At 43.2% G+C, this 12346-nt stretch carries 14 protein-coding genes; 3 read left to right on the top strand and 11 right to left on the bottom strand.

Annotated elements, in window-relative coordinates; genetic code table 11:
- Window positions 1-37: 37 nt before the first annotated feature.
- A complete protein-coding gene (locus MKX41_RS31535; protein ID WP_076284124.1) occupies window positions 38-760 on the bottom strand; it encodes a DsbA family oxidoreductase in 723 nt (240 codons plus the stop codon).
- A gap of 273 nt (window positions 761-1033) precedes the next feature.
- On the opposite strand from MKX41_RS31535, the gene MKX41_RS31530 reads away from it, so the two are divergent.
- From MKX41_RS31530 to MKX41_RS31520, 3 genes are all read left to right on the top strand, one after another.
- Window positions 1034-1966: a glycosyltransferase family 2 protein gene (locus tag MKX41_RS31530; RefSeq protein WP_076284123.1), complete on the top strand. Its 933-nt coding sequence runs from the start codon at window positions 1034-1036 to the stop codon at window positions 1964-1966.
- A gap of 180 nt (window positions 1967-2146) precedes the next feature.
- Window positions 2147-3253, top strand: coding sequence for an FAD:protein FMN transferase (locus MKX41_RS31525; protein WP_340974668.1), 1107 nt, complete (start codon window positions 2147-2149; stop codon window positions 3251-3253).
- 77 nt (window positions 3254-3330) lie between these two features.
- Window positions 3331-4182 (top strand): RCC1 domain-containing protein, encoded by an 852-nt coding sequence (locus tag MKX41_RS31520; RefSeq protein ID WP_340974667.1) that lies wholly within the window; start codon window positions 3331-3333, stop codon window positions 4180-4182.
- A gap of 73 nt (window positions 4183-4255) precedes the next feature.
- On the opposite strand, the gene MKX41_RS31515 is transcribed toward MKX41_RS31520, so the two are convergent.
- From MKX41_RS31515 to MKX41_RS31470, 10 genes are all read right to left on the bottom strand, one after another.
- The gene (locus tag MKX41_RS31515; RefSeq protein ID WP_042185668.1) at window positions 4256-4966 is read right to left on the bottom strand and encodes an HAD family hydrolase; all 711 of its coding nucleotides are present in this window, start codon (window positions 4964-4966) and stop codon (window positions 4256-4258) included.
- A gap of 36 nt (window positions 4967-5002) precedes the next feature.
- Window positions 5003-5464, bottom strand: a complete 462-nt coding sequence (locus MKX41_RS31510; RefSeq protein ID WP_042185666.1) for a GNAT family N-acetyltransferase — start codon at window positions 5462-5464, stop codon at window positions 5003-5005.
- Between the two features lie 103 nt (window positions 5465-5567).
- Window positions 5568-6074: a metallophosphoesterase family protein gene (locus MKX41_RS31505; RefSeq protein WP_042185664.1), complete on the bottom strand. Its 507-nt coding sequence runs from the start codon at window positions 6072-6074 to the stop codon at window positions 5568-5570.
- Between the two features lie 126 nt (window positions 6075-6200).
- On the bottom strand, window positions 6201-7394 hold the full coding sequence (locus MKX41_RS31500; RefSeq protein ID WP_340974666.1) for an anti-sigma factor: 1194 nt from the start codon (window positions 7392-7394) through the stop codon (window positions 6201-6203).
- The gene (locus tag MKX41_RS31495) at window positions 7387-7890 is read right to left on the bottom strand and encodes a sigma-70 family RNA polymerase sigma factor (RefSeq protein WP_042185661.1); all 504 of its coding nucleotides are present in this window, start codon (window positions 7888-7890) and stop codon (window positions 7387-7389) included. The genes MKX41_RS31500 and MKX41_RS31495 overlap by 8 nt, the downstream gene beginning before the upstream one ends.
- A 197-nt stretch (window positions 7891-8087) precedes the next feature.
- Window positions 8088-9080, bottom strand: coding sequence for a siderophore ABC transporter substrate-binding protein (locus MKX41_RS31490; protein WP_269321807.1), 993 nt, complete (start codon window positions 9078-9080; stop codon window positions 8088-8090).
- 122 nt (window positions 9081-9202) lie between these two features.
- Window positions 9203-9958 carry an iron ABC transporter ATP-binding protein gene (locus MKX41_RS31485; RefSeq protein WP_076298253.1) on the bottom strand — a complete coding sequence of 252 codons (756 nt, stop codon included), beginning with the start codon at window positions 9956-9958 and terminating at the stop codon, window positions 9203-9205.
- Entirely contained in the window at window positions 9952-10896 is a 945-nt protein-coding gene (locus tag MKX41_RS31480; protein WP_340974665.1) for an iron chelate uptake ABC transporter family permease subunit, read from the bottom strand. Before MKX41_RS31480 ends, MKX41_RS31485 begins: the two co-directional genes overlap by 7 nt.
- 2 nt (window positions 10897-10898) lie before the next feature.
- A complete protein-coding gene (locus MKX41_RS31475) occupies window positions 10899-11846 on the bottom strand; it encodes an ABC transporter permease (protein WP_042125010.1) in 948 nt (315 codons plus the stop codon).
- A 232-nt stretch (window positions 11847-12078) separates the two neighbouring features.
- Complete coding sequence (locus MKX41_RS31470; RefSeq protein WP_143759304.1) at window positions 12079-12321, bottom strand: YqkE family protein; 243 nt, start codon at window positions 12319-12321, stop codon at window positions 12079-12081.
- Window positions 12322-12346 lie beyond the last annotated feature (25 nt).

The raw sequence follows: 12346 nt of genomic DNA, 5'->3' as shown, positions 1-12346 counted from the left end.
TACTTCTCCATCTCTTCTTCTCCACACTATACGAACTTTATATATTGCAAGATCCATCTGCGCAGCCATCATCCGTGGATACTTCGGATTTTCCATTGCCAACCACCTGCAGCGTTGGCCCTGCTTGCTCCTCCGCCCACACGGTATCCAACACCTCTGTAAATACAGGTCCTGGCTGTGCACCGGATAACGCATATTTATTATTGAACACGAAGAATGGTACACCGGTAATATTAAGACGGCTTCCTTCCTCGATATCGCCGTTCACTTCAGCTGTGTAAGCATCTGTCTCCAGCATTTCCGCAACTTCTGCCTGATCCAGCCCTACCTCGGCAGCAAGTGTAGCAAGTACACTGCGGTCTCCAAGATTCAATGAATCCGTAAAGTAGGCACGTAGCAAACGTTCGGACATTTCTGCACCTTTTCCTTTTGAGCTTGCAAAGTGACTCAGGCGATGACTATCGAAAGTATTCGTATGCTTCATCGTATCGAATTGAAAATTCAACCCCACATCTTGTGCTTGCTCAGCTAGCTGTGCGTTCATTGCTTTTGCTTTCTCAATCGTCATACCGTATTTGGAAGCCAGCATCTCATGAATACTCTTAGTCTCATTCACTTTCGCATGTGGATCCAGTTGAAAGCTGCGGAATACCACCTCTACTTGATCTCTGTTCGGGAACTGACTCAGTGCATTCTCCAAACGTCTTTTACCAATATAACAAAATGGACACGCATAATCGGACCAAATATCTATTCTCATGAAAAATACCTCCTAATATTATTGTTCATTTGTAACTGCTGAATAAGATTGATAACTAAATATTCGTCGCTTACTATTATATAGTTAAAAACCGAAAAATACAAACTTAACTTTTATTTTCAAAAAATCTCTTTAGACCTGAATCCCAACTAAAAGTATACGAAAGTGGTATATACGCTCTTCTTCAGGAACGATAGAATCAAGGTAACCATTTCGCCGGAAGACTACATTCAGATTAGCGGAAGAAAGAAGTCCTGAAGGGAGATTCAAGAAATGTATGATCTATCTATAGTGATTCCTACCCGTAACCGAATTGAAGACCTTACGGTGTGCATAGAGTCTATTGGCAAGCAGACACAGCTTGAGGACATCACCATCGAGCTATGGATTGTGGACGACGGTGAGATCCCTGAGGACAGATTAGCATATTATCGTGAAATACTAACTGGATTACCGCAGGCTAAACTGCATTATCATCGCAAAACTAAGCCTGGTCTCTGGCTTTCCCGTTATGAAGCGCTAGGACTGATCCACGCAGAAATTATGCTTAACTTAGATGACGATGCAGAGTTAGATGACTCCTTATATATTCGACGACTGCTAGATACTTATGCAGCCGATGATTCCATAGTTGGTGTAGGTGGTGTAGCCAAAGGCATACATAGTAGCATGCCAAGCAGGCTATTCGGTATGCTAACCGGACAAATGTCCGGATCACCAGGCAGATTGTCGGCAAGTATGTTTGCAGGCTCGCAATTCCTTTGGGGAGAGAAGAAGCATGTATTTGAAACTGATTTTTTTCACGGCTGCAATATGTCCTTCCGGCGCTCGGCACTACGTGATATTAAACCCTATCCATGGATGACAAGCTATTCCATAGCCGAAGATATTTATTTGTCTCATTTGGCCAGCCGTTATGGCAAGCTTGTGATTAATCCCGCGATGAAAATCATCCATCATGAGTCGCCAGGCTCTCGCGATAAGGCAGGCGTTGTAGCACATGCTACCGCCATCAACCACTACTATCTGCTCAACTTGCGTAAAGCTCCTTTTATGAATTATGCTGCCTTGATCTGGACACTGACTTGTCTGACGGCTAAAGCAACTCTAAAACGGAATTTCAAAGCTGTTAGCGGATATGCCAAGGGTATCCTCTTCGTATTAAATCCTCGCAAGAATAAATATAGTGAATATATGCTCGATTAAGTAGCATCGTTTACTTCTAAATCTGTAGCACCGCTCCGAATCAGGATTCGGGGCTTTTTTCTATGTCGCCCGATTATATCCCTAAATGTGTCATGAAATTAATTTCCATCAACTTGTTATCTGGGGTATGATATAAATAATGTGTTTTGTTTTAGAAACTAACTTTATGGATGGTGGAATATGTTCAAGAACAAAAAAACGACGCTGATCCTCGTTGTAATCGTCATCGCCCTCATAGCTGTCGGTGCTTGGCTAATTACTAAGGATAAGGACGATAAAACAGCGGGAACTACGGGTAGCGCAACAACATCCGGAAAAGGAGAGGAAAAGTCTCTCTCTCAAACCTTTTATATTTATGACACTGTTGTGAATATCAAAGTGTTCGGTGCTACAGTAGAACAGAAAAATATGGATGATATCCAGCAGATGCTGGAGCGAATGGATATGGAGCTTAGCCGCACCAAAGAAGGTGGAGAGACTTACGCAGTCAATCAGGCAGCAGGAAAAGAAGCGGTTGTTGTTTCTGACGAGACCCTGGATGTAATTAAACAATCCATACAATACGCAAAGGAAATGGACGGGCTATTTGATCCTACAATCGGTCCGTTAATCGATCTTTGGAATATCGGTAGCGGTGGAGATAAGGTCCCTCCCCAAGCTGAAATTGATAAAGCGAAGAGCCTAACCAATTACAAGGATGTTGAAATTGATGAAGCTGCGAAAACTGTAAAGCTGATGAAGGAAAATATGGTGCTAGATCTGGGCGGCATTGGTAAAGGTTATGCCGCTGACCGTATCGCTGATTATTTGAAAGAGCAAGGTCTAAATAGCGCTATGATTAACCTCGGAGGCAGCAGTATTATTGCTCTCGGTAAGAAGCCAAACGGAACGGAATGGAATATCGGATTGCAGGATCCAGATCAAAGCCGTGGCACACAGCTAGGAACCATTAAAATCTCAGATGAGGTCATCGATGCTTCTGGTGTTTACGAACGGTATTTTATGCAGGATAATGTTCGTTATCATCATATCCTTGATCCACGCACAGGATATCCCTCACAGAACGGTCTCAAAAGCCTTACCATTATGAGCCCGAATGCAACAGATGCGGATGCCTTATCCACTGGGGTATTCCTGATGGGAATCGAGGAGGGCATGAAATATCTTGAAGCTTTACCTGATGATGTTGAAGCTTTCTTTATTACCGACGACAACAAAATCTATGCCACCAAAGGCATAAAAGAAAGAATGAACCTGACAGATCCAACGTACAGCTTCGCAGAGTAAACGAAAAAGCTTGCCCCATTGAGCCGAAGCTGGCTTTCTAGGGAGCAAGCTTTTTTTGGATAGAAGGAGCGAGATTTATGAACCTTGTGAAACCCCTACCTTCCATAGCGGCGGGCTATCGTCATACCGCCCTCCTTAAATCAGACGGCACGGTGACGGCTGTAGGTGATAATAAATATGGCCAATGTGATGTAAGTGACTGGTGCGATATGATAGCGGTTGCGGCGGGTAATGCTCATACCGGTAATGCTCATACCATCGGGCTTAAATCAGATGGTACGGTGACGGCTGTGGGTTGGAATAAGTATGACCAATGCGATGTAAGCGGCTGGGCTGATATTGTGGCGGTAGCCGCGGGTTGGCGTCGTACCGTCGGACTTAAATCGGATGGCACGGTAGTTGCTGTGGGTCGAAATAATGAAGGCCAATGCAATGTAAACGACTGGCGTGATATAGTAGCAGTTGCAGCGGGTGATTGGCATACCGTCGGGCTTAAAACGGACAGCACGGTGACAATTGTGGGTAATAATCGGTATGGCCAACGCAATGTAAGTGATTGGCATGACATAGTAGCTATAGCGGCGGGTTACCTTCATACCATCGGTCTTAAATCGGACGGTACGGTGATTGCTGCGGGTCGAAATCACGAAGGCCAATGCGATGTAAGCGGCTGGCATAATATTGTGGCTATAGCGGCAGGTAGTCATCATACCATCGGTCTTAAATCAGACGGTACAGCGGTTGCTGTGGGTTGGAATAAGCACGGCGAATGCAATATAAGTGACTGGCGCGATATAGTGGCGGTAACGGCAGGTTGCACTCATACCATCGGTCTTAAATCGGACGGTACGGTGGTTGCTGTGGGTAATAACGAACATGGACAATGCGATGTAAGCGGGTGGCGCGGCATTCAACTACCCGAAAATTAGTTATAAAAGTAATGAAAGCCATGCGCAGGTTTCTCTCGCATGGCTTTCTAATATCTTTGGAGGACTTGTTCTCTCACACCAAAGGAAGCTCGCCAAATTCCTTATAATTAGTAAAAATATAACTAGGCTTATGATCCGTAGCCGGTTGTCTTCCTCTCGGATTGTACCAGCAAACCTTCCATCCAGCCGCAAGTGCTCCAACTACATCGTTAGCCCAAGTATCCCCTATATAAAGCGAATTGTCCGCCAAAGTACCCGTCTTTTGGTTTACGTGTATGAATATTTCTGGGTCTGGTTTAGCAAGACCTACAGCATCAGAAATAAAGATCATGTCCTCGGGAATAATCTGATCTAAGCCTAGTCCACGAATCTTACTCATCTGATGATCCTTCGGTCCATTCGTAATAATGCCTACCTTATGACCATCCGCAATAAATCGTTCAAGATGCTCACGCACGCCATCAATCATCTGAATCGTATATTGACGTCCAATATATGCCGCTTGAACCGCCGTGGCTTGATCACGATTAATCTGCAAACCATACTCGGCAAAAGCAAGCTCCAAACGGCGCACCCTCGTCTCTTCAAGCGGAATCTCACCGCGCAAATACATTGGCCACAACACATCGCTATGATGTCTCACTTTATAAAATAATTCTGCAAAGTCCAGACTACTCTCATCTGGGCTGAGCACTTCCCGTACCGCTTCTTTAAATGGTACCAGATGATCATACAACGTATCATCGAGATCAAAAAAGATTGCCAACTTATGACTTGTTTCCACTTTAACGCCCCTTACTCGTCTTTCTCTCTAGCTGCTTTAGAAAAAAAGGTTATAGGTAAAAAATTCATCATCCCGAATGTAGCCATGCGCTTCATATAACCGCTGCGCCACCACATTCTCCGTCATCGTTGTCAGGGATAAGCCCTTCGTATTCGTAGAGACCGCATAATCTCTAGCACTTTCCAGTAGCATAGCACCTAGCCCTTGCCCTCGGATTTCTGCAGTAACGAACAAATCATTCAGTATCCAAAGGCGCTCCATCGTAACCGATGAAAAAGAAGGATAGAGCTGTGTGAAGCCCCGCGCGCGTTTCTCATCGCCTTCCCCCTCAACCACCATAAGGATCACAGATTCATTCAGCTTTAGTCTGTCGGCTAAGAAGACGCGTGCACCTTCCCGATCTGAGGCTGCTCCATAAAATACTCGATACTCATCAAATAATGGGATGAGCCGTTCTAAATCATCCAGAACCACTCGTTCTATCCGATAATTGTTCATCAACAGCGCTCACTTTCCGGCTTCGCCCGTTTTAACCTCATTGTAAATGGTTACTGAGCCGTTCACCATGGAGAGAACGCCGAATGATTTGGACAATTGAGCCTTATTCCTTTGAATCGTAGAACACGTGCCGGGCACTAACTTTACCCGCTTCGATATCTAAAATTCCGAAAGAATACAATTTCTCACGCCGCTTATCTGTAGGAGAACCTGGATTAAATAGCAGGATACCATTCTCCTCTCTTAGCAAGGGCTGATGTGAATGACCGAAGAGAATACAATCCACCTCATCATTCGCAAAAGCAAGCAGTGCATTCCCATCCGTTCCTTTGCGGGAATGTGGCGTATGTCCATGTACCATGCCAATCCGGATTCCTTCAAGGGTAATGATCTTGCGCTCTCCGAAACGCGCAATGATCTCATCGCCATCATTATTTCCGGCAATCCCCTCCACCGGTGCTAGTTCTGACAGTAAATCATAGATTCCCATACTCACCCAATCACCGAGATGCAAGATTAAATCCACATTTTGAAACTCTGCTATCAACGCCTTTGGCAGAGACTTAGCCATTCTTGACATATGTGTATCAGATACGACTCCTACTTTCATAAATCTCAGCTCCTAATCTATCATACTTAACTTCGCTTATCATACTTATTCATAAATCTAATATTCAAATAATTGTACGATTTGCTTAAGCGAGAAGCAAGTTCTGTGACTTCTTCCACTCCGCAGCTAGTTCTCTCTATCCTGCCAATTCCACAGCCTTACTTCCCCAACATGCATTCTGCTGACCCATGTTTCTTCCTTCAGCTTGAGCAGTTCTTTCACCGGACCGGTTACGACAGCTCCATAGAGCTTAACTCCATTCTTCTCTATATAACTAATGGAATCATCCAAATCAATGAATGGAATCACCCTTTTGGAAATGGATTTATACTCTTGCATCAAGTGCAGCGTCTTGAGGAAGTTTGCATTACGCAGTTCACCATCACCATATGAGTTAACAGATGGAGAACTACTTGAACGGCTAGTCACCCCTCCAAACCATCCTCGCTTCTCCCTCGATTCCTGTGTCACTTTCATATCATCCGCATGCCAAATTGGCATATATGGAAAACCTAATGGATCATTAACTACTGGCTGTCGTGTCCGTGGACCTGTATCTGCCGCAAACCACAAAGGCTGAAGATTCTTAGGCTCAAACTTCTTCAACAGCTCATCTGTCGTAAATAATTGGTCAAAAGACAAGTATGCTTCCGCTACCGTCCCCTCAGGGAGCTTCTCTAATCTCTCCCACTCACTGCCATTATCCATACTATTTGCCGCATCATTCTTCCCCTGTGGATATAGAAAGTAATAACCAACACTTCTACTCTCATTCGTCCAGGAATAGTTGTAGAGCCTAGCCCAGCCAAATAGAAGCTTCATTGAATAATCCCCGACAGTGATTTGTTCATCTCCCACTTGTTTCTCTATCTTACTTGTCAGATTCATACTAAAAAATGGACCGGTACCACTGCTCAAATGTACAATCGTATTCGGCTGTGAGACAGCAATAGCGGAAGAAACAACATCACTATAAGTCTCTCCTCTTTCTCCAGTGCCATAAAATATCGCGGTGATGACACTGCTGATAATCAAGAAAATTAAGAACGCAGAAATTACCGTAAAAGTATTCGATATACGGGCTCTCCATTTACCGCGGCGGATGATCTTTTTTTCCTTGCCAGATCTGTTTCTTTTACCCTTTCCGAATTTTATGCTCTTATCCTCACTTGAAGCCGGCTTTTCTTCACCCATGAGTTCATCCAGATAAGCCTGATAAGCTTCCATCTTCTCCAGTTCGCGCTCCACTTCATCCCTATCCTCATCAGCAAGGGTACCTTCGCCGTACCTTCTTAACTTCTCCTTGAACTCCTCACTCATGTTCATTCCTCCTCCGCTCTGCTTCACGCAGCTTCTGTCTAGCCCGAAAAATCAATATCTTATATTGGGACAGACCCACATTCATAATGTCCGATGCCTCCAGATAACTAAGACCATGAAAATCATGTAGCAGCAGTGCATGCCTCTGATTGTCCGGTAGCTCACCTATCGCAATCCTCATCTCTTCCCAACGTTCCTGCCGAAGCAGCGTGCTTTCCGTGGTATCTGGATGGGCGAGCTGTTTAAAAAAATCCTCACTCTGAACAGTACTGCGTCCTTCCTTCCGCTTATAATCTACGAAGGCATTGTACGCGACACGGAACAACCACGGCTTAATCTTCTCGTCTTTACAATCCTCCAAATATAAATAAGCACGGTAAAAGGTCTCCTGCATTAAATCTTCGGCCGCGTGATGATCACCACAAAGGGAGCGCAAATAGCGGTAAATATCCATCACATACATCTGATATATTTCATCCAGTGAATTTCGCTTCATGCACTCCCCCCTTAACCTAACCACGTATACTCGCATAAAAAGTTACAGCTAAATTTAGCAACTAGTATGAATATACCAGTATTTCTATGGAAGAATGCGAAAAAAAGCCTGCTGACAAGGAGGTTTACTCCTGCCAACAGGCTTGTTAATAATTATCTGAATATTCATTGATCATTCAATTCCCCAGGTTACTCTGCTTACAGAACAACCTCAACTTCTTTGAGCATTTCACTAACAGAGATTAAACCGCCACCGGACAAGTACCAGTAGTTAGGATCAAGGTAAATGATTTTACCGTTTTTAAAAGCATTTGTGTTCTTCACGAGATCGTTCTCAACTGCATCCTTCGCTGAACCGGATTTGCTGCCATCACTCTTCACAGCCGCATCTCTATCTACTACGAACAGATAATCCGGATTCTTGTCGGCTACATATTCGTAAGATACGCTTTGACCATGAGTGGATACTTCGATTTTATCATCCGCTTGTGCAAATCCGAATACATCATGGATAATACCAAAACGTGAACCTGAACCATAAGCACTGATTTTTCCTTCATTGGCAAGAATGATAAGAGATTTTTTACCATCGGCTTTAGCTTTCTCATTCAGAGCTTTAACGGAGTCAGTAATAGTCGCAAGCTCAGCTTCTACTTCAGCTTCCTTGCCAAAAATTTGGCCCAGCGTCTTCACATTTTTCGTGAAGGATTCCATATAATTCGCATTATCTACAGCAACGTACAATGTAGGTGCAATTTTGCTGAATTCATCATAAGAATCTTGCTGTCTGCCGGAAATGATGATCAGATCAGGAGAAAGACTATTTATTTTTTCGAAGTCAGGCTCTTTCAAACCACCGACATTCTCATATTTGGCATCGCTATATTTAGAGAGATAAGAGGGTACATTGCTTTGAGGCACTCCAGTCACCTCTACGCCCAGTTTATCCAAAGTATCGAGTGTACCGAAGTCAAATACAACCACTTTCTGCGGATTAGTCTTAATCGTAATTTCTCCAAGTTCATGCTTAATAGTAAGCTCTTTGGATTCTGTATTCGGTGCAGTAGTAGCCTCTGTATTGCCTGCCGCTGCTGTATTATTATTTGAAGTTGCTGCATTATTGGAGCCACAGGCCGCCAAGATTACGGCAAGAAACACTGTCATGATTAGTAAAGATACGTTCTTCTTCAAAATATTCACCCCTATAATTTATAGTCAAGCTATTTGAATTATTCGCGTATACGTCAAGAAGCTGGCGCCTATCACTTCTAGCGTTACGTCATAATAATTTCCGAATATAAGCGGCGTCTTGTTTAAAAATAGACACCAATTTTACGACCACCTATTGTTTCTATAGGGATATCCATGTCATATACATCCCTAAGCACTGCTGTATCAATAATTTCATCCACCGTACCCGATGAAGCTACCCGCCCATTCTTGAGCGCTACAATGTAGTCAGAGTAACAAGAAGCGAAATTAATATCATGAATGACGAGCACAATCGTCTTGCCCTTCTCTTCTACCAATCGGCGTAACACCTTCATAATTTGTACAGAATGCTTCATATCCAGGTTGTTGAGTGGTTCATCGAGTAAAATATACTCCGTATCCTGAGCCATAACCATCGCAATATATGCTCTCTGACGTTGTCCACCGCTAAGCTGATCAATATATTTATCCTGCATCTCTTGAAGGTCCATGTAAGCAATCGCTTCGTCAACGAACGCTCGATCCTCAGGTGTGAGCTTTCCCTGTGAATAAGGGAACCTTCCGAAAGAAACAAGTTCCTTTACGGTAAGGCGTACGCTGATATGATTGGACTGCTTTAGTACCGATATTTTACGAGCAAGTTCATTACTCTTACAGCTGCCAATTTCCTTTCCTTCGATCAGTACCTCTCCCGCGTCTTTGGAGATAAGTCTACTGATCATGGAAAGCAACGTGCTTTTACCAGCTCCGTTAGGGCCGATAAACGAGGTAATAGTACCCTTTTTAATGGATAAAGACACATCGTCAACGACGGTAATCCCGCCATAACGCTTGGTTACATGCTTAACTTCTACCACGACTTATTCTCCTTTAACAGCAGATAGACAAAGTAGACGCCACCTGCAAAATTAATGATTACACTAACCGTAGTAGTGAATCCAAACACACGTTCAACTAGAAACTGTCCCCCGACAAGAGCAATAATGCTTAGCAAAATCGTGCCGGGAATCAGATAGGAATGCTTATACGTACGGAACAACTGATGCCCCACATTGGCTACTAGTAAACCCAAGAAAGTGATCGGTCCTACTAAAGCCGTTGATATCGAAACGTAGATGGATACAATAACTAACAGCCTTTTGACTACATAGTCATAATTGATCCCTAAGTTAATGGCTTCATCTTTTCCTAAAGAAATAACATCTAAATACTTCACAAATCGTATGAAATACAGCGTAGTTAGCGCTAGAACAACTGTAGACAATATCAGTAGATCACTGCTGACGTTGTTGAAGCTGGCGAACATTTTTCCTTGTAGAATCAGGAATTCATTCGGATCAATGAGCACTTCCATAAAAGAAGATGCACTCTGGAACATCGTCCCCATAATAAGTCCTACGAGCAGCAGGAAGTATATGTTTTGACCCTCTCTGCGGAACATTAGCTTATACAGCACACCTGAGAACAGAACCATGATGCAAGCTGAGAACAAGAAATTCACATTTTTATTCATAAACGTCATATTTGATGAGCCTAGGGCGTATACACCGAACGTCTGGATCAACATGTACAAAGAGTCTAGCCCCAGAATACTAGGTGTCAAAATCCGATTGTTCGTAATGCTCTGAAAAACTACGGTAGAGACAGCTATCACCGCTCCGGTAATTAAAATGGCCGCCAGCTTTCTCCCCCGACTGGGTAGAACATAATCCCAATTCCCCATAACATGATAGGTCATAAACAAGACGATGAGAGCAACAGCGCTTAAGGATAATATAGTTAGTTTCGTCTTCATCACTAATTCGCCTTTCTTCTCATCAGCAAGTAGATAAATAGACCACTTCCGATGACGCCTACCGTGAGACTGATGGATATTTCGTACGGATATATAATGAGCCTGCCCAGAATATCACAGAACAGGAGGAACACCGCACCGAGAATGGCAGTATGCGCCAGATTTTTTTTCAAGTTATCGCCTATGTATAGCGTTACTATGTTAGGTACAACAAGACCCAGGAATGGAATCGTACCTACGGTTAAAATAACAACTGAAGAAATTAACGCTACAATCACCAATCCTACGTTCACTACCGCTTTGTAGTTCATACCGAGATTGACGGAGAAATCCTCCCCCATCCCGGCAACGGTGAACTTATTGGCGAAAACATACGCGAGAATGACAAGTGGAATACTGATATAGATTAATTCGTATTGACCCTTAATAATCGTTGAGAAATCGCCAAGCATCCAAGACGAGATATTCTGAACCAAATCATTTTTGTAAGCAAAAAATGTAGTAATCGAGCCTACAATGTTCCCGAACATGAGTCCGACCAGCGGGATAAAAATACTATCCTTGAACTTGATCCGATCTAAGATTCTCATAAATATAAATGTTCCCAGTAGGGCAAAAACAAAAGCAACGAGCAGCTTCTGCATCGGTGTCGCCCCTGTGAACAGCATCAGGGACACGAGAATACCGAATTTCGCGGAATCCATCGTGCCCGCCGTAGTGGGAGAAACGAATTTATTCCGTGATAATTGCTGCATAATTAATCCGGCAATACTCATGCTTACACCAGCTATAATCAGTGCAGCTAAGCGTGGAATCCGGCTGACTAACAGAGTCTGCATCTGAGATTCTGTAAGCGAAAAAAGATCCAAAGGTGAAATGTCTTTTACGCCTATAAACAAAGATATAAATGAGAATACTATTAGAAGTAGGGACAAATATTTTAGTTTCATGAGTTGTTCCTTATCTGTTTAATAGTTAAATAGTTTGGGAAATAGATGATATTATCGGTATTGATAATGATTTTCATTTGCACTATGTTCGATTATACCTAAGCCCACTTTGAGGGTCAACCCTTTCGTATAGTAAAATTTAAAACAATTGAATTTTATAAATAACATTAAAAAAGAGACACCCTAATAGGCATCTCTTTATCACATGATCTATTTCCGCTAGCTATAGCAGTTATTTATACTTGTGCCAATCCTGATTACTGTTCTCCAACAGATGTGCAAAATCATTCTCAAGCCGCTTTTGCTCAGCTTTTCGCTGATCTTCAACCGCTTTACGAGCAGCTTCCTTGCGGTCATTCTCTTCCGCTTTCAACGCATCAGATTGTGCCTTCAGCTTTCCAAGAACATCACTGCTCAACAGGTCTTTTAGCGTAGCTGGTCCATCGGTCGCAGCAGGACGCGGAGTGGTAGGCATTTTCTTTTTTTTAGCCACTGTCAAT

Source organism: Paenibacillus sp. FSL R5-0475, assembly GCF_038004585.1.
Lineage (GTDB): Bacteria > Bacillota > Bacilli > Paenibacillales > Paenibacillaceae > Paenibacillus_AQ.
This window is presented reverse-complemented; position numbering and strand designations above follow the sequence as displayed.